Here is a 22,220-nt window from a genome sequence, read left to right on the forward strand (position 1 = left end):
CATGACACGCCCCAACGTCCCCTCGAAGGCCAACACCGTCCTGCTCGATCCCGCCCTGAAGCTGGGCGCCAACCTGCCGCTCTGGCGCCGCGCCGGCGGCGGGGCCGGCCTTGCCGCCGCCCTCGCCCGGCCCGACGCCATCATTGAGACCCTCAAGGACGCCGACCTGCGCGGCATGGGCGGCGCGGGCTTCCCCACCTGGCGCAAGTGGAGCGCCGCCGCGGCCTCGCCCTGCGACGAGAAATATGTGGTCTGCAACGGCAACGAGGACGAGCCCGGCACCTTCAAGGACCGCCATCTGCTGCGCTGGACACCCCACCAGGTGATCGAGGGCGCGCTCATCGCCGCCGTCGCGGTGAAGGCCAATCGCGTGGTGTTCTACGTCAATCCCGCCCAGGCCGAGGGCATCGACCAGATGCGCTGGGCGGTGGACGAATGGACCGCCAGCGACCTCCTCGCCTCCGTCTCCAAGGCGGTGGGCCGGCCGGTGACGCTCACGGTGGCGCCCAGCTCGGGCCGCTATATCGGTGGCGAGGAGACGGCCATCGTGTCCTGGCTCGACGGCGGCTTCCCCTTCCCCCGCCGCAAGCCGCCATTCCCGTTCGAGAGCGGGGTGGGTGGCCTGCCGACGCTGATCAACAACACCGAGACCCTCGCCAACGTGCCGCACATCCTGAAGAACGGCGCCGACTGGTATCGCGACCTCGGCGTGGGCGCGGCGGCGGGCACCAAGCTGTTTTCGCTGTCGGGCGACGTGCTCAATCCCGGCCTCTACGAGCTGCCCATGGGCACCAGCCTTGAGGAACTTGTCTTCGTCCATGGCGGCGGCATGCTGGATGGTCGCGCCTTCAAGGCGGTGTTCACCGGCGGGCCATCCAACACGCTGCTCACGGCGCGCGACCTCGACGTGGCCCTCGACTTCGACAGCGTGAAGACGCGCAAGTCGCGGCTCGGCACCGGCGCCATGATCGTCATCTCGGAAGGCACCAGCATCGTGCGCAAGGTGGCGGAATATGTCGCCTTCTTCGCCAGCGGCTCGTGCGGGCAATGCCCGTCCTGCAAGTGCGGCACCTTCCAGATGGCCCGCCTCTTGGAGCGCATCGCCACCGGCCGGGGCGTGGAAGCCGACCGGCAGGCACTGGACCATCTGTGCCGCATTCTGCCCGGCAGCGGGCGCTGCGCGCTCATCGACGGCGCGGTGACGGTGGTGGAAAGCTCGCGCCACACCTTCCCGGACGAGTACGAGCCCAAGGCGCGCTACGCGTCCTGACGGTCGCCTGCGGCCAGGCGGCGGTGCCAGGCGGCAGCCGCTTCGCCGGCGAGCATCCGCAGTTCGCGCAGCGCCGCCGCATCCTCGTGCGACAGGCGCTGCCAGCGCCGCAGCAGACCACCGAGAGCGTGCAGCGCCACTTCTGCGGCGATGCTGGAAAGGCCCGCCGCCCTGCGCGCGGCGGCGATGGTTCCCTCGTCGCGACCGGCGCGGACGGCGTCGATATAAGCGCGGTTGGTGTTCAGCCCGTCCGCGATCAGGCGGGTGACCGGAGGGCCGAAATCCGGCCACAGCAGCAGCACCGCGAGCACGGCCGTCAGGCTCCCCACCGTATTGTCGAGGATGCGGGCGGACCCGATGCCCGCCCCCGGCTGCACCAGCTCAGTCACGATGATGAAGAGCATGGTGAGGAACACCACGAACACCGCGTAATTGACGCTGCGCAGCGCGATGGACACCCCCGCCAGCAGCACGGCGACGCCGGCCAGCGTTGGGGGCGCGTCGCTCACCAGCAGCAGGCACAGCGCCGCAAGGCCGCCCAGCAGGCTGCCGAAGATGCGCTCCAGCCCCCGTGTCCAGGCGACCCGCGCCGCGCCCTGCATGACCATGACCACCGCCATCGTCGCCCAATAGGGGTAGCCGAACTGGAATACGATGGCGACGTAGAGCACCACCACCACGGCCGCCGCCTGTCGTACGCCCTGCTTCAGCGCATCCTGCCAGCGAATTCGACCGTCCCCCACCACCGGCGGGAGGAGGGATGCGACCGCCGCACCGGTTTGCGCGGCGGCCACCAGCCCCACCGCCTGCTGCGTGGCGAGCAGGCACCCGGCGGCGAGCCCTTCCGGCAGGGTGGCGCGGAGCTGTCCCAGCGCGTCCACCTGCCGGGCAAGGATATCGCCCCCGCGCGGACCCTCCGCGACCGTGGCGCGGCAGGCGAGCACTGCCTCCAGCATGGCATCCGCCGCCGCCATGCGCTCGCGCGCCGGCCCCTCGCGCAGGATGAAATCGTGCTCCAGGGCGATGGCGGCGCTGAACAGCTGCTCCGCCGCCTCCTGCAGCAAGAGGAAGGGGCGCAGGTCCGCCTCCGGCTCGCGCTCATAACGGGCGATGAGGGCGCGCAGTCGCTCCAATGCGAAGCGCACGGCGCGGCGATGCTCGGAATGGGCGGGATGCCACGCGCCGTCGCGATGCGGCCCGTCTCCGGTGGCCACCATGTCGGCCAGCATGTCCCCCAGCCGGGTGAAGACGGCGACGCTCATTTGCCGCGCCGGCCGCCAGGCATCCACGCGCCACAGCACATTGACCAGCAGGTAGGCCCAGCAGCTGCCGGCCATGAACGAAAGCGCCAGCTCCCCCGCTTGCGCGGCGGGATGCGGGAAGCCCACCGCCACCACGCCGACGCCGCCCACAAGCGCCGACAACAGGCCGGCATGGGCGAGGCGCACGGGCAAAAGGGCCGAGAGCACCACGATCAGCGGCGCGGCGACCAGCGCCGCCACGGTGCCGAACGAGGCCAGCCACGAACCGAGGAAGGCCACCGGCGTGCCGAGGATCACGAACAAGGCGAGCAGCGCGCGCCGCAGCCGGTGGGGTCCCGGCGTGTCGCACAGGCAACTCCAGTAGGCGCCGAAGATCGCCCAGCCGTACTGGTAACGCCCGCTTGCCAGCACGAGCGCCAACGGCACCGCCACCGCCAATGCCGCGCGCAGCCCTTCCGCCAGGGTGAAATGCTCCGGCGTGAGGCCGAAGGAGCGCAATTCCATCCACCGCGCCGCCCGGCGCAGGGTGGCGACCCATCCCGGCGGCGCCGGAACAGCATCCACGTCCCGCCCGGCCACGTCCGCCCCGACGCCATCCCCGATCTTGCCCGTCATGTGTCGATCGTCACTCCAGTGGGCCCGCGAACGTCACCATCCGGAGCAAATTGGTCTGACCATTTATTCCGTTGACTTGCGCCAGATTTGCGTTATCTGACAAAAATAGCAAGCTATCGCGCTTGGATTGCCGAAATTGGTCCGACCAATTATACCGGTAACCGTGCGACAAGGTGGCACCACAGGTGCCGAATTTCCCGGCTGGGAGGGGCGGGTGCGAAAGCTGTCGGACGAGATCGAGGCGTTGATCGCCGAAGGCGGGCTTCAGACCGGCGCGCGGCTGCCGTCCGAACGCAAGCTCGCGGCGGATTTCGGCGTGTCGCGCTCGCGGCTGCGCGAAGCCATCCAGCAGCTCACCAGCCGGGGCATCCTCACCGCGCGCCAGGGCGGCGGCACCTTCGTGGCCGCCACGCTCTCTCCATCGTCCTTGGACAAGGCCCTCTCCCCGCTCTCCTCGCTCGCCCGCATGGAGCCAGGCTACTGGCAGGATGTGATGGAGATCCGCAAGTCGCTGGATGGCGACACCGCCTATTGCGCGGCCCTGCGCGCAGGCGATGAGGACCGGGCGCGGCTCACCGCCGCCTTCGAGCGGCTCCTCAAGGCCGAGGGCGCGGACGAGGCGACCCAGGCCGGCGCCGACGCCGCCTTCCACATGGCGGTGGCTGAGGCCTCCCACAATGCGGTGCTGCGCCAGGTGATGGCGGGACTGTTCGACGTGCTGCAGCACTCCATTTCCGCCAGCCTCGAAAAGCTCTACCGCCTGCCGCGCACGGCGCACGCGCTGGAAGACCAGCATCGTCTGATCTTCGAGGCCGTCGTGGAAGGCCGCGCCGACGACGCGCGCGACGCCGCGCTGCGCCATCTCGATTTCGTGGAGGACAGCCTGCGGCTCATAGAAGACGCCGCAGCGCGCGAGCGACGCTCGGTGCGGGCCCTTTCCCGGGCGGCGATGCAGAAGGAAGCAAGATCATGATCATCTCGTCGTCCTCCGACTACCGGGAAGCCGCCCGCCGCCGCCTTCCGCCCTTCCTGTTCCACTATATCGACGGCGGCGCCTATGCCGAGGCGACCCTGCGCCGGAACGTGGAGGATCTCTCCGACCTCGCCCTGCGCCAGCGCGTGCTGAAGAGCGTGGGCGAGGTGGATCTCTCCACCACCCTGCTCAAGCAGCAGCTGTCCATGCCCGTAGGCCTCGCCCCCGTCGGCCTCACCGGCATGTATGCCCGGCGCGGCGAGGTGCAGGCGGCGCAGGCGGCCACCCAGAAGGGCATTCCCTTCACCCTCTCCACGGTCTCGGTCTGCTCCATCGAGGAGGTGCAGAGCCAGGTGGGCAAGCCCATCTGGTTCCAGCTCTACGTGCTGAAGGACCGCGGCTTCATGAAGAACGCGCTGGAGCGCGCCTGGGCTGCAGGCATTCGCACCCTGGTCTTCACCGTCGACATGCCGGTGCCCGGCGCGCGCTATCGCGATGCCCATTCGGGCATGTCCGGTCCGAACGCCGCGTTCCGGCGCATGGTGCAAGCCGTGCTGCACCCGTTCTGGGCCTATGACGTGGGCCTGATGGGCACCCCGCACGATCTCGGCAACGTCTCCGCCTATCGCAAGGAGAAGACCAGCCTTGAAGATTACGTGGGCTGGCTCGGCAACAATTTCGATCCGTCCATCGGCTGGAAGGATCTGGAATGGATCCGCGAATTCTGGAAGGGCCCCATGGTCATCAAGGGCATCCTTGATCCCGAGGACGCCCGCGACGCCGTGCGCTTCGGTGCCGACGGCATCATCGTGTCGAACCACGGCGGGCGCCAGCTCGACGGCGTGCTCTCCTCCGCCCGCGCCATGCCGGCCATCGCCGACGCGGTGAAGGGCGAGATGACGCTCCTGGCCGATTCCGGCATCCGCTCGGGGCTCGACGTGGTGCGCATGCTGGCGCAGGGCGCCGACGGCGTGCTGCTCGGCCGCGCCTTCGTCTATGCGCTGGCGGCGGCGGGCCGCGCGGGGGTGGAGAACCTGCTCGACATCATCGCCAAGGAGATGCGGGTGGCCATGACCCTCACCGGCGCCCGCGCCATCTCCGACATCTCCCGCGACAGCTTGGTGCGGGAGATCGAGCGGCCGCTCGCCCGCGCGGCGCAGTAGGGCGCCGGGGCAGCAACGTCCCCTCTCCTGCCTGCGGGGCTGGAGGTCGGGATCCGGTCACACATTTTTCGATTATGGCCCCGCCAGAACGACAATGCCCGGCGCGAGCCGGGCATTGGTGTTTTTGGGGTTGTGCCGAAGAGCGCTCAGATCCCGAGCTTGGCCTTCAGGATGTCGTTGAGGGCCTGCGGGTTGGCCTTGCCGCCGGAGGCCTTCATGGCCTGGCCCACGAACCAGCCCAGCATGGTGGGCTTGGCCAGCACCTGCGCCACCTTGTCCGGGTTCTTGGCGATGATCTCGTCCACCACCTTCTCGATGGCGCCGAGGTCGGTCACCTGCTTCAGGCCGCGGGCTTCCACCACCACGCGCGGGTCGCCGCCCTCGGTGAAGATGATCTCGAACAGGTCCTTGGCGATCTTGGAGGAGATTGTGCCCTCCGCGATCAGGTCGAGGATGGCGCCGATCTGGTGCGGCGTCACGGGCGAGGAGGTGACATCCTTGCCCTCCTTGTTCAGGCGGCCGAACAGCTCGTTGATGACGAAGTTCGCGGCCGCCTTGCCGTCGCGCTTGACGCCGCCGCCGTCCGCCACCTGCTCGAAATAGGCCGCCGTTTCGCGCTCGGCCACCAGCACGCCGGCGTCATAGGGGCTCAAGCCGTAATCGGCGATGAAGCGGGCCTTCTTCTCGTCCGGCAGCTCGGGCAGGCCGGACTTCAGCTCCTCCACCCACTCGGGCTTCAGCACCAGCGGCAGCAGGTCCGGATCGGGGAAGTAACGGTAGTCGTGCGCCTCTTCCTTCGAGCGCATGGAGCGCGTTTCGCCCCTGGTGGGGTCGAACAGGCGCGTCTCCTGGGAGATGGAGCCGCCATCCTCCAGGATCTCGATCTGCCGCCGCGCCTCGGTCTCGATGGCCTGGCCGATGAAGCGGATGGAATTGACGTTTTTGATCTCGCAGCGGGTGCCGAAGGGTTCGCCGGGGCGGCGCACGGAGACGTTCACGTCCGCCCGCAGGTTGCCCTTCTCCATGTCGCCGTCGCAGGTGCCGAGATAGCGCAGGATGGTGCGCAGCTTCGTCACATAGGCCTTCGCCTCCTCCGCCGAGCGCAGGTCGGGGCGGGAGACGATCTCCATCAGCGCCACGCCGGAGCGGTTGAGGTCCACGAAGGACTGGGTGGGCGACAGGTCGTGGATGGACTTGCCGGCGTCCTGCTCCAGGTGCAGGCGCTCGATGCCGACGGGGATGCTCTCCCCGTCGGGCAGGTCCACGATGACCTCGCCCTCGCCCACCACCGGCTGCTTGTACTGGCTGATTTGGTAGCCCTGCGGCAGGTCCGGGTAGAAGTAGTTCTTCCGGTCGAACACCGAAGTCAGGTGGATCTGCGCCTTCAGGCCGAGGCCGGTGCGCACTGCCTGGGCCACGCATTCCTGGTTGATGACGGGCAGCATGCCGGGCATGGCCGCATCCACCAGCGACACATGGTCATTGGGCGGGCCGCCGAAAGCGGTGGAGGCGCCGGAGAACAGCTTGGCGTTGGAGGCCACCTGGGCATGCACCTCCAGGCCGATCACCACTTCCCAATCGCCGGTGGCACCGGAAATGAGCTTCTTCGTATCGGTAGGGCGAACATGTAAGGTCATGAAAGGTCCCGGAACTAGCCGCCGCGTCGGCGCGCGGGCGATCAGCGTTTCTCTTAAACTCACTACTCCCCAACGGGGCGTGCGCGCAACGCCGGGCCGTGCGTTGCCGCCTCGCCTCGCCGCGCAGCCGGTGCTATAGCAGGCGCGAACGAGAACCCCCATCGCCTCCCATTCATGACCGTGACGACATCCGGCGTCTCATCGCCCTCCCCCTCCGCGCCGAAGGGCCTGCGGCTCGCCGCCGTCGCCATCGTCCGCGACGAGGCGGACGTGATCGAGGCGTTCGTGCGGCACAACCTCGCGGTGGTCGATCACCTCTTCATCGAGGACGACCACAGCCGCGACGGCACCCGCGCCATCCTCGACGCCCTCGCGGCGGAAGGGTTGGCGGTGAACGTGTTCGACGGCCCGCAGGAGGCGGCCTATTTCCAGGCGGCGCGCACCAAAGGGCTGCTGCAGCGCGCCTATGCGGTGGAGCGGTGGGATTTCGCCTTCCTGCTGGACGGCGATGAATTCCTCACCACGCCGGACCGTGCCAGCCTCGAGGCGGAACTGGCCAGCTTGCCGGACTCCCAGGCCGGCGGCCTGAGGATGTGGAACTACCTGCCCCGCCCGCTCGATGAGTTCCCCGATCCCTTCAGCTTCTTCTCGGATCGCACCCAGAAGCTCACCGGCTTCAGCGCCAAGGTGATGCTGCCGGCGAGCGTCGCCGCGAATGAAGAGCTGAAGATCGAGGACGGCAACCACGCCGCCTTCTGCTTCCGGCGCAAGGTGGTGGTGCACCAGTTGCAATCGGTCGCCCTCGCCCATTTCCCGGTGCGCAGCCACGACCAGATCGTCTCGAAGACGCTGGTGGCCTATTGCCGCTGGCGCACCCGGCCGGACTACGACCCCGCCACCACGGCGCTCGGCCCCATGGGCGCCATGGCGCTGCTGCGGGCCAATCCCGGCCTCAGGCTCGACAGCCTGGATGGCATCACCGCCTGCTACATGGGCGCCACCGGCCCGGAAGATACGGTGCAGCGCCCGTTCGAGCGGCTGGGCGCGGCACGGCGCTACGACGGCCTCGCCGCGATCCGCCCCTATGACAAGGCGGCATCCGCCATCGACACGGTGATCGCCTCCCTGAGCCGTCTTGAGGCTGGCGGCGCAGCCTCGCGGCAGGCGGCGGAGAGCGGGCTTGCCAAGTTCCTGTCGAAGTCCCTGGTGGGGCGCTGGCGGGCACTGCGCGGCGGCCACACCACGCTCAAGGCAGAGTGGGACGGCACCGTCCGCCGCCTGAGCCGCTCCATCAGGAAGCGGCTGGGCTGAAAGCCCGTTTGAAAACTCAAGAAGGCAGAGCCGCGATCACCCTGTCATGCCCGGGACAAGCCCGGCCATGACGGTGACAATACTCCTGCGACGGCGTCAAACGCCCCTCTGAGTGAATGTCCAAATGTTCACCAAGCACCCGCACCGAAGTGCGGGCGCCGATCTCGTTTGACTCAACTCAGCCCCGCCACCACTGCTTGTCCACCGGGAATCGGCCCGCCGCTTCCTCGATCACCTCGGCGAGGGAGAACAGGGTCTCCTCCTCGAACGGGCGACCGATGAGCTGGAGGCCGAGGGGCAGCCCGTCCGCCGAAAGGCCGGCGGGGACGGCGATGCCGGGCAGGCCGGCCATGTTCACCGTCACGGTGAAGACGTCGTTGAGATACATCTCCACCGGGTCGGCCTTCAGCTTCTCACCGATGCCGAAGGCGGGAGACGGGGTCGCCGGCGTCAGCACCGCGTCCACGCCCTGGGCGAAGACCTGGTCGAAGTCGCGCTTGATCAGGCTGCGCACCTTCTGCGCGCGCAGGTAATAGGCGTCGTAATAGCCGGCCGAGAGCACATAGGTGCCGATCATGATGCGGCGGCGCACCTCCGGGCCGAAGCCGGCGGCGCGGGTGTTCTCATACATCTCCACCACGTCGCGGCCCGGCACGCGCTCGCCAAAGCGCACCCCGTCATAGCGGGCGAGGTTGGAGGAGGCCTCCGCCGGCGCCACGATGTAATAGGCCGGAAGCGCGTACTGGGTGTGGGGCAGCGAGATGTCGACGATCTCCGCTCCCGCGTCCTTCAGGAAGCGCGCGCCTTCGGTCCACAGGGCGTCGATCTCGTCGGACATGCCGTCCATGCGGTACTCACGCGGAATGCCGATCTTCTTGCCCTTGATGGAGGCGCCCACCGCCTCCTCATAGTCCGGCACCGGCCGGTTGACGCAGGTGGAATCCTTGGGGTCGTAGCCCGCCATGGACTTCAGCAGCACCGCCGCGTCGTTCACCGTGCGGGCGAACGGGCCGGCCTGGTCGAGGGACGAGGCGAAGGCCACAATGCCCCAGCGCGAGCAGCGCCCGTAGGTGGGCTTGATGCCGACCGTGCCGGTGAAGGCCGCCGGCTGGCGGATGGAGCCGCCGGTGTCGGTGCCGGTCGCGCCCGCGCACAGGAACGCCGCCACCGCCGCCGCCGAGCCGCCAGACGAGCCACCGGGCACCAGCGGGGTCTCGTCGCCGTCGCGCCGCCACGGCGAGACGACGGGCCCGAACGCCGAGGTCTCGTTGGACGAGCCCATGGCGAACTCGTCATTGTTGAGCTTGCCCAGCAGCACCGCGCCGTCCCGCCACAGATGGGAGGTGACGGTGGATTCATACTGGGGGATGAAATTGTCGAGGATCTTGGCGCAGGCCGTGGTGCGCACGCCCTCGGTGGCGAACATGTCCTTGATGCCGAGGGGAATACCCTCCAGCGGACCGGTCTCGCCGGACGCGATGCGCCGATCGCTCTCCTTCGCCATTTCCAGGGCGATCTCGGGCGTCTCCAGCACATAGGCGTTGAGCGGGCGGGCCTGCTCCATGGCCTTCAGATAGGCCTCGGTGAGCTCGACGGAGGTGAACTCGCCCTGGGCGAGGCCTTCGCGCGCCTGGGTGAGGGTGAGCTGTGTGAGCTTGGTCATTCCACCACCTTCGGCACGGTAAAGAAGCCACCCTCGGCATCGGGCGCGTTGGCAAGCACCTTTTCGGGGCAGTGGCCGTCGGTGACCACATCCTCGCGCATGGGCAGTTCCACGGGCACCACGCTGGTCAAGGGCTCGACGCCGGAAACGTCGAGATCGGCCAGTTGCTCGACGAATTCGAGGATGGCGTTGAGCTCATTCTGAAGATGGCCGAGTTCGTCCTCGCGCACCGAGATGCGCGCAAGATGGGCCACCCGGCGGACGGTCGCCTGATCGACGGACATGATACGCTCCCAAAAGCTGACCGCCGCTATAGCAAGGGGTATGCCGCGGTGGAAGGGTTTGCGGCGAGAGGTGGTCGGGGCACTGAGGGTGCGCACTGCCGCAGGTGCACGGATTTTCGCATCAGATGATGCTATGATTGATGTTCAAGCAGCCGGAGGGAGCACCTTTGCCATGCGGACCACCCTCGCCATCGACGACGATCTGCTCGCGAAGGCCCAGGCGCTGACAGGCCTGACGGAAAAATCCGCCTTGGTCCGCGAAGCCCTGAAGGCGCTCATCGCCCGCGAAAGCGCGCGGCGCCTGGCTCGGCTCGGCGGCAGCGAGCCGCAGCTTGAGCCGGTGCGCCGTCGCCGCTCCGGCGAGGCATGATTCTCGTCGACACCTCGATCTGGATCGACCATTTCCGCACGGGCGAGACGCGCCTCGCGGAACGGCTCGAAGCCGGAGAGATTCTCACCCATCCCTTCGTCATCGACGAACTGGCGCTGGGAAATTTCCGCGACCGCAACACCATATTGGGCGCCCTCGCAGACCTGCCGAGTGCCATGGTGGCGAACGACGCGGAGGTGCTCGCGCTGATCGAGGCCGTAAGCCTCTATGGTCGCGGCATTGGCCTTGTGGATGCCCATCTCATCGCCTCGGTGCGCCTGACGCCCGATGCGCGCCTTTGGACCAGGGACCGCCGGCTCGGCGTCATCGCGGACGAACTGGGTCTCGACATTTCCCCCTGAGGTCGCAAGTGGTCCGCATTCACCCCCACCCGAAAATGCTTTAGCCATAGGCGATGACGCACCCCACCTCCCCCGCCCCCATCGGTCCTTTGGCCGACATCGCGCCGCTGCTGCCGCCGCGCGGCGCGCTGCTCGGGCTCGATCTCGGCACCAAGACCATCGGCGTCGCTTCCTGCGACCCCGACCGTCGGGTGGCCACCGTGGTGGAGACGGTGCAGCGCACCAAGTTCACCGCCGACGCCCAGCGGCTGCTGGCCCTTGCGGCGGAACGGCGGGCGGTGGGATTCGTGCTCGGCCTGCCGCTGAACATGGACGCCTCCGAAGGCCCCCGCGCGCAGGCGAGCCGCGCCTTTGCCCGCAACCTCGCGCGCCTCACGGCGCTGCCCATCGCCCTGTGGGACGAGCGCCTGTCCACCGCAGCGGTTGAGCGGGCCCTCATCTCCGCGGATGTCAGCCGCGCCCGCCGCGCCGCCGTGGTGGACCAGCACGCTGCCGCCTTCATCCTGGAGGGGGCTCTGGGCTTCCTCTCCCGCCATGTGCTCCGCCCCGCCGGGAACGAATCCGAAACCGGCCCCCGGGACTGATTCGATCACAGCCCGTTGCCCCTGCGTTCCCGCCCGGGAGCGAGCCTGTCCCGTTTCGGGACGGTGGATTTCCCCAATCCGCCCGCCTAAAGGTGGGGCCCCCGGCGGCTCCCGCGCCCCCGAGAGGGACTAATTGCCTGCCACCGAACGGCAGGCACGCTATGCGTCGGCCCATGGACCTGATCTTCAGCGCACTCGCGCCCGTTTTCCTCGTCATCGCGCTCGGTGCCGTGCTGCGCCGGATCCTGCTGAAGGATCCCGCCCACTGGGCGGCGCTGGAAAAGCTCACCTATTTCGTGCTGTTCCCCGCCCTGCTCGTGGTCTCGGCAGTCAAGGCCGACCTCAGCAAGGTGAACGTGCTCGCGGTCAGCGGGGCGCTGATCGGCTCGGTGGTGGTGCTCTCGGGCCTGATTCTGCTTGTCCACCGGCCGCTCATCGCGGCGCTGGCGGCAGACGGACCAGGCTTCACCTCCCTGTTCCAGGGGGCGGTGCGCTGGAACACCTACATCGTGCTGGCGGTGGCCGGCGGGCTCTACGGGCCGGCGGGCATCACCATCGCGGCGCTGGCGCTGGTGGCCATGATCCCGGTGGTCAACGTGATTGCCGTGCTGGTGCTGGCGAGCTTCTCCGGCCGCCACCCGCCCACCTTCGCCTATGTGGCCGAGCAGCTCGCCCGCAATCCCTATATCTGGGCCTGCGCGGCGGGAGCGGCGCTCAATGCCACCCACTTCCCCGTGCCCGCCGTGCTGCTGGAGTTCGGTGACGTGCTGGGCCGCGCCTCCCTGGCCCTCGGCCTGCTGGTGGTGGGCGGCGGGCTGGTGCTGGACCGGCTGGCGCGGCCGCGTCCCATCGTGCTGGCAAGCCTCGCGCTCAAGCTGTTGGTAAAACCGACTATCGCGCTCCTGCTGGCGCGGGCCTTTGGCCTTTCGGGAACGGAGCTGATGGTGGTGGCCATTACGGCCTCGGTTCCGTCCGCACCCAACGGCTACGTGCTGGCCCGCCAGATGGGCGGCGACGCACCCTTGCTGGCGGAAATCCTCACCCTCCAGATCGTCGCCGCTGCGCTGACGCTGCCGCTGGTGGTGGCGGTGGCGAAGCTCCTGGCCTGAACGGCCGGCGCAAAGCATCGGCGCAAAAGCAAAAGGGCGGCCGAAGCCGCCCTTGTCCATCTTGCCGAGAATGCCCTCTCGCCTCAGCAGGGCGACCAGTAGCCGGCGCCGCCGGGACCGGTGGTGACCCAGCAGCTGCGCGGGCGCGGCTCGGGGGCCGGCTCCAGATAAACGCGCGGCGCCGGCTCGTAATAGACCGGCGGCGGCTCCTCATAATAGACGGTCGGAGGCGGGGCGGAGGCAGCACCGGCGATGGCCGCAGCCCCCAGGATTCCGAGGGCGACGCCGGCACCCACCGCCGCGCCATTGTTCCGGCCGCAATTCCAGCACCCGCCACCGTAATACGGACCGCGGTAGCGTCCGTGATAGTAGCGCCCGCCGTACCAATAGCCCACATCGGTGACGGAGGCGGCGTGGCCCGGCGCGAGCGCCAGCGCGCCCGTGCCGATGGCGGCGGCCTGGCCCGGCGCCGCCGCGCCGGTGACGGTCGCAGCCGCCACGGCCAGCGCCATAAGCTTCGCCCGGAGGAGAGAAGACATGACAGCAACTCCCAAACGTCGCAGGCCCTGAAGGCCCCAAGATCATAAACTCTGGAACCGGCAGTCCCGGTTCCATCTCAGGCTCGGCGAGACTTCGCACCAAAGTGTGGCGCCGCGCGGGTGTTTCCGGGGAGACTTGTGCGCGAATGATGAACGAACCCTGAAGGCCCGCGCGGTGGCGGGATGGGGCGGCGGTCGGACCGGCGATCCGAAAAGCGACCGGCTCCTGCCGCGCTTCCCTTGCCGGGCGGGCCGGGTGCGTCTATGCCTGCCGCTTGCCATGCATGCTGCTTCCGCCTTCACCCTCTCCGGCCGGGATCTTCTCGGCATCGAAGGCCTCATCGCCAGCGAGATCACAGGTCTGCTCGACCTTGCCGAGGAGTTCGTCGAACTCAACCGGCAGATCGAGAAGAAGCGCACCACGCTTCGCGGCCGCACCCAGATCAACCTGTTCTTCGAGGCCTCCACCCGCACCCAGTCCTCCTTCGAGATCGCCGGAAAGCGGCTCGGGGCGGACGTGATGAACATGTCGGTGGGCTCGTCCTCCGTGAAGAAGGGCGAGACGCTGATCGACACCGCCATCACGCTGAATGCCATGCACCCCGACATCTTGGTGGTGCGGCATCACGCGTCCGGCGCGGTGGCGCTTCTGGCGCGCAAGGTGGACTGCTGCGTGGTGAATGCCGGCGACGGCGCCCACGAGCACCCCACCCAGGCCCTGCTGGACGCCCTCACCATCCGCCGCAACAAGGGCCGCATCGCCGGCCTCACCGTTGCCATCTGCGGCGACGTGCTGCATTCGCGGGTGGCGCGCTCCAACATCATTTTGCTCCACACCCTCGGCGCGAAGGTTCGGCTGGTGGCGCCCTCCACCCTGCTGCCGGCGGGCATCGAGAGCCTCGGCGTCGAGGTGTTCCGGACCATGGAAGAGGGCCTCAAGGGCGCGGACATCGTGATGATGCTGCGCCTCCAGCGCGAGCGCATGGCCGGCTCCTTCATCCCCTCGGTGAAGGAGTATTTCCACTATTTCGGCCTCGACGAGGCCAAGCTGCGCCATGCCGCCCCCGACGCGCTGGTGATGCATCCCGGCCCCATGAACCGGGGCGTGGAGATCGATTCGGCGGTGGCCGACGGGCCCCGCTCCCTCATCCGCGAACAGGTGGAGATGGGCGTCGCCGTGCGGATGGCCGTGCTCGACACCCTCGCCCGGAAGCTGCCCAATGCGTGACGGCCGCCTCATCCTCCGCGATCCCCACCCGCTCTTGCTCGCCAACGCGCGGGTCATCGATCCCTCCCGTGGCTCGGATTTCCACGGCGATGTCTATCTCGCCGACGGCGTCATCAAGGATGCCGGCTTCGGCATCGCCGCCTCGGGTGTGCCCGACGGCGCGGAAGTGGTGGACTGCAAGGGCGCCGTGGTCGCGCCCGGCCTCGTGGACATGTGCGCCTTCGTGGGCGAGCCCGGCGCCGAGCATCGCGAGACGCTGGCCTCCGCCAGCCACGCGGCAGCGGCGGGCGGCGTCACCACCATCATCTGCCAGCCCACCACCGACCCGGTGGTGGACGACCCGGCCATCGTGGACTTCATCCTGCGCCGGGCGCGGGATACGGCGGTGGTGCGGGTTCACCCGATGGCGGCCATCACCAAGGGCCTGAAGGGCGAGGAGATGACCGAGATCGGCCTGCTCCAGGCCGCCGGCGCCGTCGCCTTCACGGACGGCCACCGTTCCGTGGCGAGCGCCCAGGTGCTGCGCCGGACCCTGACCTACGCCCGCGACTTCGACGCCCTCCTGGTGCACCACACCGAGGATGCGAGCATGTCGCAGGGGGCCATGAACGAGGGCGCCTTCGCCGCTCGCCTCGGCCTCTCCGGCAATCCCAAGGCCGCCGAGACCATCGTGCTGGAGCGCGACGTACGGCTGGTCGCCGGCGCGCGCGGGCGCTACCACGCGGCGGCGCTCACCTGCGCTGAATCCCTCGCCGTGCTGGAGCGCGCCAAGGAAGCCGGCCTGCCGGTGACGGCGTCCGCCACCATCAATCACCTGTCCTTCAACGAGCTGGATATCGGCGCCTACCGCACCTATTTCCGCCTCGCCCCGCCGCTGCGCGCTGAGGAGGACCGTCAGGCGCTGATCCGCGCCATCGCCTCCGGCCTCATCGACGTGGTGGTCTCCGATCATCTGCCGCAGGACGTGGAAGGCAAGCGCCTGCCCTTCTCGGAGGCGGAGCCCGGCGCCATCGGTCTCGAAACCCTGCTGTCCGCCGCCCTGCGCCTGGTGCACTCGGACCAGGTGGACCTGGTGACCCTGCTGGCCGCCCTTTCCACCCGTCCGGCGGCGATCCTGGGCCTTGATGCCGGCACGCTGCGCCCAGGCGCGCCGGCGGACGTGACGGTGTTCGACCCCGGCATGCCCTATGTGCTGGAACCGTCCATGCTCAAATCGCGCTGCCGCAACACCCCGTTCGACGAGGCCCGCCTCGACGGGCGCGTGCTGCGCACCATCGTTGCCGGGGCGACCGTGTACGAATACGTTTGATGAGCTCACGCAGCGTCGCCCACCCCGACTCGCGACGCTGCGTCGGCATCCTGTCTCGATGCGCCGTCGTCAGGCTTACCGGTCTCCACGGCGCGCGAAAGTGCTCTTGCTCCATGGTCCGCCTCCGAGGTCTTCATGCCTGATGCCCCGTCGTCCGCCCCGGTGCTCCTCGTGGCGCTGGCGTTGGGCTACCTGCTCGGCTCGATCCCGTTCGGGCTGCTGCTCACCCGCCTTGCCGGTACCCGCGACATCCGCTCCATCGGCTCCGGAAACATCGGCGCCACCAACGTGCTGCGCACCGGCCGCAAGGACCTCGCCGCCGCGACGCTGCTGCTCGATGCTTTGAAGGGCACAGCGGCGGTGCTGATCGCCAGCCATTTCCTCGGGGCGCCGGCCGCCATGGCGGCAGCCTTCGGCGCCTTTCTGGGCCATATCGCGCCGGTGTGGCTGCGCTTTCAGGGCGGCAAGGGCGTCGCGACCTTTCTGGGGGTCACGCTGGGCCTCGCCTGGCCGGTGGCGCTGGTGTTTGCGGTGGTGTGGCTGGCGACGGCCTATTTCACCCGCTATTCCTCACTGGCCGCCCTTATCGCCTCGGTGGCCACTGTCGCGGCCGCGGCCGCCCTCGTGAACGACCGGCTGGCGCTGCTGCTGGCGCTCCTTACCATCCTGCTGTGGATCAAGCACCACGCCAACATCCGCCGCCTCCTCGACGGCAGTGAGGGCAAGATCGGCGCGAAGGGCTAAGGCGCCGGTGGCACGGGGCAAGGCATCGGGCGCAGGCCCCGGACCGGGCGAACTGCTCTCGACGGCCCAGCGGCTCGACTGGCTCCGCCTCATCCGCACCGAGAATGTGGGCCCGCGCACCTTCCGCGCCCTCATCAACCAGTTCGGCGGCGCCGCCGCGGCGCTGGAAGCCCTGCCGACGCTGGCCCGGCGCGGCGGGCGCCTGCTGCCGCCGCGCATACCCGACCTCGCCGACGCCGAAGCGGAGATGGCCGCCCTCGCCCGCCTCGGCGCCCGGGTGGTGGCCACCGGCGAGGCCGATTATCCGCTCGCCCTGCGCCAGCTCGACGATGCTCCGCCGTTGATCTGCGTGAAGGGGCGCGGCGAGGTGCTGCAACGCCCCATGGTGGCCATCGTCGGCGCGCGCAACGCTTCCGCCGCCGGCCGCTCCTTCGCCGCGCGGCTGGCGCGGGATCTGGCGGGCGCCGGTTGGGTGGTGGTCTCGGGCCTTGCCCGTGGCATCGATGCGGCGGCCCATGAGGCCAGCCTCGATGGTGGCACGGTGGGCGTCTTCGCCGGCGGCCTGGCGCGGCCCTATCCGCCGGAGAATCTGGGCCTGATCGAGAAAGTGGCGGCAACCGGCGCCATCGTCTCCGAGATGCCGCTCAACTGGGAGCCGAGAGCGCGCGACTTTCCGCGCCGGAACCGGCTGGTGTCGGGCATGGCGCTGGGCGTGGTGGTTGTGGAGGCGGCCGAGCGCTCAGGCTCGCTGATCACCGCGCGCCTCGCCGGTGAGCAGGGCCGCGAGGTGTTCGCGGTTCCCGGCTCCCCCCTCGACCCACGGGCCGGCGGCACCAACCGCCTGCTGAAGCAGGGCGCGACCCTGGTCACCGAAGCCGCCGATGTCATCTCTGTCCTCACCCCCATGGCCGGGCGGCAGGGCCCGGATGCCATCGAGGCGGAAGGCCCAACCATGGAGCCCGCCATGCCGGGAGAGGATGCCCGCGCGCGCATCATCGGGCTGCTCGGGCCGGTCCCGACCCTCATCGACGATCTGGTGCGCCTGTCCGGCTGCAGCGTGGCGGCGTGCAGATCGTGCTGCTGGAACTCGATCTCGCCGGCCGGCTTGACCGGCCCGGTACGGGGCGGGTGGCGCTCAAATAGGCCGCGCGCACGGGAGAGCGATCAGGTTCGGCCGTCCCCGCGCGGCAGGCCGCCTTCAGACCCCGCTAGCGGATCGTCGGCCAGGCTCTTAGCCTCAAGCCGTGCCATTTCGAGAATATAGGCGAGCGTGGTGAGCCCATGGCTTTCGGCAAGGCGAGACAATTCCGCCGTGAAGGTCGCAATATAGGCGGCCGCAGAGGCGGGGTCGCCCCGTGGGCGAGAGGAGGACACTTCGGTCATGGCCCGTCCGTCGGCAAAACTGATAGCCCTTCACGTCTTATAGATTGAGATGCATATTAAAACATACCTTAGGTTGTAAGTTCGCCGGATGCGGCCACCGCCTGGAGACGGGGGCAGAATTTGACACGCGCCGATCCGCTCCCCATGTTGCGGCCGCTTCCCGGTGTCGCGATCCGGCCGGCGGGGGATCAGGATCGCGTTGCGGAAGCCGGCAGTCCCACGACGGAACATGATGCGCGTAAGCGGATCGTTCCGTCGGCGAAGCCATTCCAATTGAGGCCGCGCACTGGGGCGGCGGCCCTATGAAAGACACGGTCCGTCATGCAGGTCGTCATCGTCGAATCGCCGGCTAAGGCGAAGACGATCAACAAATATCTCGGTCCCGGCTACGAGGTGATCGCCTCCTACGGCCACGTGCGCGACCTGCCCTCCAAGGATGGCTCCGTCGACCCCGATGCGGATTTCCGCATGCTGTGGGAGGTGGACCCCAAGGCGCAGAAGCGGCTGAACGAGATCGCCACCGCAGTAAAGGGGGCCGACGGCCTCATCCTCGCCACCGACCCGGATCGCGAGGGCGAGGCCATCTCCTGGCACGTGCTGGAGGTGCTGAAGCAGAAGAAGGCGCTCAAGGACCAGAAGGTCGAGCGCGTGGTCTTCAACGCCATCACCAAGCAGGCCGTGCTGGACGCCATGAAGGCGCCCCGCGCCATCGACGTGGCGCTGGTGGACGCCTACCTCGCCCGCCGCGCCCTCGACTATCTGGTGGGCTTCACGCTGTCCCCGGTGCTATGGCGCAAGCTGCCCGGCGCCCGCTCGGCGGGCCGGGTGCAGTCGGTGGCGCTGCGCCTCGTCTGCGACCGCGAGCGCGAGATCGAAACCTTCGTCCAGAAGGAATACTGGTCCATCCTCGCCAGGCTCGCGACGCCCCGCGCCGAGGAGTTCGAGGCCCGCCTGACGGGCGCCGACGGCAAGAAGATCACCCGCCTCTCCGTGGGCACGGCCGAGGAGGCGAAAGCCTTCCGCGCGGCACTGGAGGCGGCCGACTTCCGCGTGCGCTCGGTGGAAGCCAAGCCCATGCGGCGCCATCCGCAGCCGCCCTTCACCACCTCCACCCTGCAGCAGGAGGCCAGCCGCAAGCTGGGCCTTGCCCCCGCCCGCACCATGCAGATCGCCCAGCGCCTCTACGAGGGCGTGGATGTGGGCGGCGAGACGGTGGGTCTCATCACCTATATGCGAACCGACGGCGTGGACATGGCGCCCGAGGCGGTGGCCGCCACCCGCAGCGCCATCGGCAAGCAGTTCGGGCCGAAGTATCTGCCCGGCGTGCCGCGCAAATACACCACCAAGGCCAAGAACGCCCAGGAAGCCCACGAAGCCATCCGCCCCACCGACCCGTCGCGCCATCCGCGCGAGGTGGCGCGCCATCTCGATGGCGAGCAGGCCAAGCTCTATGAGCTGATCTGGATCCGCACCGTGGCTAGCCAGATGGAATCGGCGGAGCTGGAGCGCACCACCGCCGATATCGAGGCGAAAGCCGGCGGCCGCACCCTCGACCTGACCGCCACCGGCACGGTGGTGAAGTTTGACGGCTTCCTCACCCTCTATCGCGAGGGCAAGGACGACGAGGACGACGACGAGGAGAGCCGCCGCCTGCCGGCCATGAGCGCCAACGAAAAGCTCGACCGGCGCGACATCCTCACCACCCAGCACTTTACCGAGCCGCCGCCGCGCTATTCGGAAGCCTCGCTGGTGAAGCGCATGGAGGAGCTGGGCATCGGCCGGCCCTCCACCTATGCCGCCGTGCTCGCGGTGCTGCGCGACCGCGAATATGTGAAGCTTGAGAAGAAGCGCCTGGTGCCGGAGGACAAGGGCCGGCTCGTCACCGCCTTCCTCGAAAGCTTCTTCAAGCGCTACGTGGAATACGACTTCACAGCCGATCTCGAAGAGAAGCTGGACGAGGTCTCCGCCGCCGAACTCGACTGGAAGGAGGTGCTGCGCGCCTTCTGGCAGGACTTCCACACCGCCGTGGAGGCCACCAAGGACCTGCGCGTCTCCCAGGTGCTCGACGCCCTGGACGAGATGCTCACCGCCCACATCTTCCCGCCGACCCAGGACGGTTCCGACCCGCGCCTTTGCCCCACCTGCGGCAACGGGCGGCTGTCGCTGAAGATGGGCAAGTTCGGCGCCTTCATCGGCTGCTCGAACTATCCCGAGTGCCGCCACACCCGCCCCCTCACCGGCGACGGCGCCCCCGAGGGCGACGGCAAGCGCGAGCTGGGCATCGATCCAGAGAGCGGCGAGGACGTGACCATCCGCGCCGGGCGCTTCGGCACCTATCTCCAGCTCGGCGAGGGCAAGGATGGGGAGAAACCCAAGCGCTCCTCCCTGCCCAAAGGCCTCGCCCCGGCGGACGTGGACCTGGAAACCGCGCTGAAGCTGCTGGCCCTGCCGCGTGAGGTGGGCAAGCATCCCGAGGACGGCGAGCCCATCCTCGCCGGCATCGGGCGCTATGGACCTTATGTGCAGCACGGGCGGACCTACGCCAACATCGAGGACGGCGACGACATTCTCGCCATCGGCCTCAACCGGGCGGTGGTGCTGATCGCCGAGAAGCAGTCCAAGGGCCGCGGCGGGCGCGGGGCGGCGACGCCGGGGCGGACCCTGGGCGATCATCCCACCCTCGGCGGACCGGTCACGGTGCGGCCTGGCCGCTTCGGGCCTTATGTGAACCACGGCAAGGTCAACGCCACCCTGCCCAAATCGGTGGATCCCGAAGCCCTCACCCTCGCCGAGGCGGTGACCCTCATCGACGCCAAGGCGGCCCTGTCGCCCTCCAAGGCGAAGGCGCCCCGCAAGGCGGCCACCAAGGCGGCCGCATCCGGCGAGGATGCTCCGGCCAAGACGGCCACCAAGACGGCGGCGAAAAAGCCGGCGGCGAAATCCGCCGCCAAGAAGACCGCGACGAAGCAGCCCGCCGCGAAGAAGACGACGAAGACCGCCAGCAAGGGGCCGAAGGCGGCCGAATAGGCCGCGCCCTCCCCCGGCGGTGTCGGAAATAGAAAGGGCGAGTGCACCGGGCTCCGGAGCACTCGCCCTTTCTTCTCATCAGGCGGAGGGCCGTTGCACCCTCCCCCTGGCTACCGATTAGTTACGCCGCCGCAGGCGCCGGCTTGCCCTCGGGCGCATCCTCGGCGCTCTCGCCGCGCCCCTTCGGGATCTCCATGTCTTCCGGAACGGGTGCCGCCGGGTCGGCAGCAGGGTCCGCCGCCACCTGGCGGTGGGCCAGGTTATGGATGAAGCCCAGCTTCGCGATCACGCCGGGGCCGAGGATGAACGGATAGGCATCCGACATGCCGAGGCAGCGGTTGAGGTTGTTGAGCGCGAAGGCGATGGGTAGCCAGGAATCCACCATCTGCTGCACCGGGCAGGCCTGGTAGGGGTTAAAATCCACCTGGGCGCCCAGCTCCCCGGTGTTATCCAGGCCGGGATGGACTTCCACGCCGAACGCCGCCGCCATCTCCAGCGTGTCCACGATGTGGATGTAATGCTTGAAGGTCTCGGCAAAGTCTTCCCACGGATGCGCGGTGGCATAGGCCGAGACATAATTCATCTGCCAGTCGGCTGGCGGGGTGGAGCTGTAATAGATCTTGAGCGCTTCCCCGTAGTCGGCGGTCTCATCCCCGAACACGGCGCGAAAAGCGTTGAGCCGGCCGGCGTCTCGCACCAGGCGATTCCAGTAATAGTGACCCACCTCGTGACGGAAATGCCCCAGCACGGTGCGGTAGAGCTCGCCCAGCTCGTTCTTGCGCTGCTCCCGCTCGGCATCGTCGGCCTCGACGAGGGCGATGGTGATCAGGCCCTCATCATGCCCGGTCATCACATTGGGGGCCTGCGCGTCCGGCATGTCGGCGAGGAAGTCGAAGCACAGCCCGCCCTCGCGATCCTTGTTGTTCTCCAGCGGCAGGTTGAGGCGCAGCAGCGAATAGACCAGCCGGTGCTTGGCCATTTCCATCTTGCGCCATTTGCGCAGGTTTTCCGGCACCGTCAGATCCGGCACCGTGCGGTTGTGGCGGCAGGCGAGGCAATATTCCTCGTCCTGATCCGCCGGCATCAGCCAGTTGCAGGCATCATGGGCCGCATTGGCGCAGAACTTGTAGCGAGCATCGATATGGCCGACTGACCGATAAGCATCGCCATCGGCTTCCAGGGGGGTGATCTCGTTGGCCTCCGGGACATAGCCGAGTTCGTGACCGCACTTTTCGCAGCGGCGATTCTCAAAATAGAGAAGCTGGTCGCAAACGGCACAGCGGAACAAACGCATCTTTATCTCCCAGGGGCGGTCACTGTGCTTCGGGCACACGTTCTGTGCGGCCGGCGCCCTGAGAACCCCCTGAGGCGTGGGAGGTTCCCATTC

The 22,220-nt window shown here is 68.7% G+C and carries 19 protein-coding genes and 1 pseudogene; 13 read left to right on the forward strand and 7 right to left on the reverse strand.

From position 1 onward, the window contains the following. The first annotated feature begins 1 nt into the window (after position 1). On the forward strand, positions 2-1,270 hold the full coding sequence (locus tag V5F66_RS13370; protein WP_394094020.1) for a complex I 51 kDa subunit family protein: 1,269 nt from the start codon (positions 2-4) through the stop codon (positions 1,268-1,270). Here V5F66_RS13370 and V5F66_RS13375 read toward each other — a convergent pair. Further along, on the reverse strand, positions 1,258-3,147 hold the full coding sequence (locus V5F66_RS13375) for an FUSC family protein (RefSeq protein WP_394094021.1): 1,890 nt from the start codon (positions 3,145-3,147) through the stop codon (positions 1,258-1,260). The two genes, V5F66_RS13370 and V5F66_RS13375, sit on opposite strands and share 13 nt — an antisense overlap. Before the next feature lie 214 nt (positions 3,148-3,361). On the opposite strand from V5F66_RS13375, the gene V5F66_RS13380 reads away from it, so the two are divergent. Then, positions 3,362-4,120 (forward strand): FCD domain-containing protein, encoded by a 759-nt coding sequence (locus tag V5F66_RS13380; RefSeq protein ID WP_012115902.1) that lies wholly within the window; start codon positions 3,362-3,364, stop codon positions 4,118-4,120. Continuing rightward, positions 4,117-5,283, forward strand: a complete 1,167-nt coding sequence (gene lldD, locus V5F66_RS13385) for an FMN-dependent L-lactate dehydrogenase LldD (RefSeq protein WP_012115901.1) — start codon at positions 4,117-4,119, stop codon at positions 5,281-5,283. The genes V5F66_RS13380 and lldD overlap by 4 nt, the downstream gene beginning before the upstream one ends. A gap of 146 nt (positions 5,284-5,429) precedes the next feature. Here the strand turns inward: lldD and gatB are convergent, their stop codons facing one another. Next, positions 5,430-6,920 carry an Asp-tRNA(Asn)/Glu-tRNA(Gln) amidotransferase subunit GatB gene (gene gatB, locus V5F66_RS13390; RefSeq protein ID WP_012115900.1) on the reverse strand — a complete coding sequence of 497 codons (1,491 nt, stop codon included), beginning with the start codon at positions 6,918-6,920 and terminating at the stop codon, positions 5,430-5,432. Positions 6,921-7,094: 174 nt separating this feature from the next. Here gatB and V5F66_RS13395 point away from each other — a divergent pair, with 174 nt between their 5' ends. Beyond that, a complete protein-coding gene (locus V5F66_RS13395) occupies positions 7,095-8,231 on the forward strand; it encodes a glycosyltransferase family 2 protein (RefSeq protein WP_394094022.1) in 1,137 nt (378 codons plus the stop codon). A 178-nt stretch (positions 8,232-8,409) separates the two neighbouring features. On the opposite strand, the gene gatA is transcribed toward V5F66_RS13395, so the two are convergent. Next, positions 8,410-9,894 (reverse strand): Asp-tRNA(Asn)/Glu-tRNA(Gln) amidotransferase subunit GatA, encoded by a 1,485-nt coding sequence (gene gatA / locus V5F66_RS13400; RefSeq protein WP_012115898.1) that lies wholly within the window; start codon positions 9,892-9,894, stop codon positions 8,410-8,412. Continuing rightward, complete coding sequence (gatC, locus tag V5F66_RS13405; protein ID WP_012115897.1) at positions 9,891-10,178, reverse strand: Asp-tRNA(Asn)/Glu-tRNA(Gln) amidotransferase subunit GatC; 288 nt, start codon at positions 10,176-10,178, stop codon at positions 9,891-9,893. The genes gatA and gatC overlap by 4 nt, the downstream gene beginning before the upstream one ends. A gap of 172 nt (positions 10,179-10,350) precedes the next feature. On the opposite strand from gatC, the gene V5F66_RS13410 reads away from it, so the two are divergent. The 4 genes from V5F66_RS13410 to V5F66_RS13425 all read left to right on the forward strand — a co-directional run bounded on the left by V5F66_RS13410 (position 10,351) and on the right by V5F66_RS13425 (position 12,603). Continuing rightward, complete coding sequence (locus tag V5F66_RS13410; RefSeq protein ID WP_012115896.1) at positions 10,351-10,548, forward strand: type II toxin-antitoxin system VapB family antitoxin; 198 nt, start codon at positions 10,351-10,353, stop codon at positions 10,546-10,548. Further along, positions 10,545-10,910 (forward strand): type II toxin-antitoxin system VapC family toxin, encoded by a 366-nt coding sequence (locus V5F66_RS13415; protein ID WP_394094023.1) that lies wholly within the window; start codon positions 10,545-10,547, stop codon positions 10,908-10,910. Before V5F66_RS13410 ends, V5F66_RS13415 begins: the two co-directional genes overlap by 4 nt. A 53-nt stretch (positions 10,911-10,963) precedes the next feature. Further along, complete coding sequence (gene ruvX / locus V5F66_RS13420) at positions 10,964-11,494, forward strand: Holliday junction resolvase RuvX (RefSeq protein ID WP_394000151.1); 531 nt, start codon at positions 10,964-10,966, stop codon at positions 11,492-11,494. Positions 11,495-11,667: 173 nt separating this feature from the next. Then, positions 11,668-12,603, forward strand: a complete 936-nt coding sequence (locus V5F66_RS13425; RefSeq protein WP_394094024.1) for an AEC family transporter — start codon at positions 11,668-11,670, stop codon at positions 12,601-12,603. 83 nt (positions 12,604-12,686) lie between these two features. Here V5F66_RS13425 and V5F66_RS13430 read toward each other — a convergent pair whose 3' ends face one another. Next, a complete protein-coding gene (locus V5F66_RS13430) occupies positions 12,687-13,142 on the reverse strand; it encodes a hypothetical protein (protein WP_012115892.1) in 456 nt (151 codons plus the stop codon). A 280-nt stretch (positions 13,143-13,422) separates the two neighbouring features. Between V5F66_RS13430 and V5F66_RS13435 the strand changes: the two genes are divergently transcribed. The 4 genes and pseudogenes from V5F66_RS13435 (at position 13,423) to dprA (ending at position 17,566) form a co-directional block, all read left to right on the forward strand. Further along, on the forward strand, positions 13,423-14,370 hold the full coding sequence (locus V5F66_RS13435; RefSeq protein ID WP_394050766.1) for an aspartate carbamoyltransferase catalytic subunit: 948 nt from the start codon (positions 13,423-13,425) through the stop codon (positions 14,368-14,370). Beyond that, on the forward strand, positions 14,363-15,679 hold the full coding sequence (locus tag V5F66_RS13440) for a dihydroorotase (protein WP_012115890.1): 1,317 nt from the start codon (positions 14,363-14,365) through the stop codon (positions 15,677-15,679). The genes V5F66_RS13435 and V5F66_RS13440 overlap by 8 nt, the downstream gene beginning before the upstream one ends. A 135-nt stretch (positions 15,680-15,814) precedes the next feature. Further along, the gene (gene plsY / locus V5F66_RS13445) at positions 15,815-16,423 is read left to right on the forward strand and encodes a glycerol-3-phosphate 1-O-acyltransferase PlsY (protein ID WP_394005934.1); all 609 of its coding nucleotides are present in this window, start codon (positions 15,815-15,817) and stop codon (positions 16,421-16,423) included. A 7-nt stretch (positions 16,424-16,430) separates the two neighbouring features. Beyond that, positions 16,431-17,566: pseudogene (dprA, locus tag V5F66_RS13450) on the forward strand (DNA-processing protein DprA). 21 nt (positions 17,567-17,587) lie between these two features. On the opposite strand, the gene V5F66_RS13455 reads toward dprA, so the two are convergent. Further along, positions 17,588-17,806: a hypothetical protein gene (locus V5F66_RS13455; protein WP_394094025.1), complete on the reverse strand. Its 219-nt coding sequence runs from the start codon at positions 17,804-17,806 to the stop codon at positions 17,588-17,590. 321 nt (positions 17,807-18,127) lie between these two features. Between V5F66_RS13455 and topA the strand changes: the two genes are divergently transcribed. Beyond that, positions 18,128-20,833, forward strand: a complete 2,706-nt coding sequence (topA, locus tag V5F66_RS13460) for a type I DNA topoisomerase (RefSeq protein ID WP_394000163.1) — start codon at positions 18,128-18,130, stop codon at positions 20,831-20,833. A 121-nt stretch (positions 20,834-20,954) separates the two neighbouring features. Here topA and V5F66_RS13465 read toward each other — a convergent pair whose 3' ends face one another. Then, positions 20,955-22,127 (reverse strand): zinc-binding metallopeptidase family protein, encoded by a 1,173-nt coding sequence (locus tag V5F66_RS13465; RefSeq protein ID WP_394000165.1) that lies wholly within the window; start codon positions 22,125-22,127, stop codon positions 20,955-20,957. Positions 22,128-22,220 lie beyond the last annotated feature (93 nt).

This window comes from Xanthobacter versatilis, from assembly GCF_043193975.1.
GTDB lineage: Bacteria > Pseudomonadota > Alphaproteobacteria > Rhizobiales > Xanthobacteraceae > Xanthobacter > Xanthobacter autotrophicus_E.

Excerpts from the sequence above, each read along its gene's own strand:
- V5F66_RS13370 (WP_394094020.1), top strand. The coding sequence starts at position 2 with ATGACACGCCCCAACGTCCCCTCGAAGGCCAACACCGTCCTGCTCGAT.
- V5F66_RS13375 (WP_394094021.1), bottom strand. The coding sequence starts at position 3,147 with ATGACGGGCAAGATCGGGGATGGCGTCGGGGCGGACGTGGCCGGGCGG.
- lldD (WP_012115901.1), top strand. The coding sequence starts at position 4,117 with ATGATCATCTCGTCGTCCTCCGACTACCGGGAAGCCGCCCGCCGCCGC.
- gatB (WP_012115900.1), bottom strand. The coding sequence starts at position 6,920 with ATGACCTTACATGTTCGCCCTACCGATACGAAGAAGCTCATTTCCGGT.
- V5F66_RS13395 (WP_394094022.1), top strand. The coding sequence starts at position 7,095 with ATGACCGTGACGACATCCGGCGTCTCATCGCCCTCCCCCTCCGCGCCG.
- gatA (WP_012115898.1), bottom strand. The coding sequence starts at position 9,894 with ATGACCAAGCTCACACAGCTCACCCTCACCCAGGCGCGCGAAGGCCTC.
- gatC (WP_012115897.1), bottom strand. The coding sequence starts at position 10,178 with ATGTCCGTCGATCAGGCGACCGTCCGCCGGGTGGCCCATCTTGCGCGC.
- V5F66_RS13410 (WP_012115896.1), top strand. The coding sequence starts at position 10,351 with ATGCGGACCACCCTCGCCATCGACGACGATCTGCTCGCGAAGGCCCAG.
- V5F66_RS13415 (WP_394094023.1), top strand. The coding sequence starts at position 10,545 with ATGATTCTCGTCGACACCTCGATCTGGATCGACCATTTCCGCACGGGC.
- ruvX (WP_394000151.1), top strand. The coding sequence starts at position 10,964 with ATGACGCACCCCACCTCCCCCGCCCCCATCGGTCCTTTGGCCGACATC.
- V5F66_RS13425 (WP_394094024.1), top strand. The coding sequence starts at position 11,668 with ATGGACCTGATCTTCAGCGCACTCGCGCCCGTTTTCCTCGTCATCGCG.
- V5F66_RS13430 (WP_012115892.1), bottom strand. The coding sequence starts at position 13,142 with ATGTCTTCTCTCCTCCGGGCGAAGCTTATGGCGCTGGCCGTGGCGGCT.
- V5F66_RS13435 (WP_394050766.1), top strand. The coding sequence starts at position 13,423 with ATGCATGCTGCTTCCGCCTTCACCCTCTCCGGCCGGGATCTTCTCGGC.
- V5F66_RS13440 (WP_012115890.1), top strand. The coding sequence starts at position 14,363 with ATGCGTGACGGCCGCCTCATCCTCCGCGATCCCCACCCGCTCTTGCTC.
- plsY (WP_394005934.1), top strand. The coding sequence starts at position 15,815 with ATGCCTGATGCCCCGTCGTCCGCCCCGGTGCTCCTCGTGGCGCTGGCG.
- V5F66_RS13455 (WP_394094025.1), bottom strand. The coding sequence starts at position 17,806 with ATGACCGAAGTGTCCTCCTCTCGCCCACGGGGCGACCCCGCCTCTGCG.
- topA (WP_394000163.1), top strand. The coding sequence starts at position 18,128 with ATGCAGGTCGTCATCGTCGAATCGCCGGCTAAGGCGAAGACGATCAAC.
- V5F66_RS13465 (WP_394000165.1), bottom strand. The coding sequence starts at position 22,127 with ATGCGTTTGTTCCGCTGTGCCGTTTGCGACCAGCTTCTCTATTTTGAG.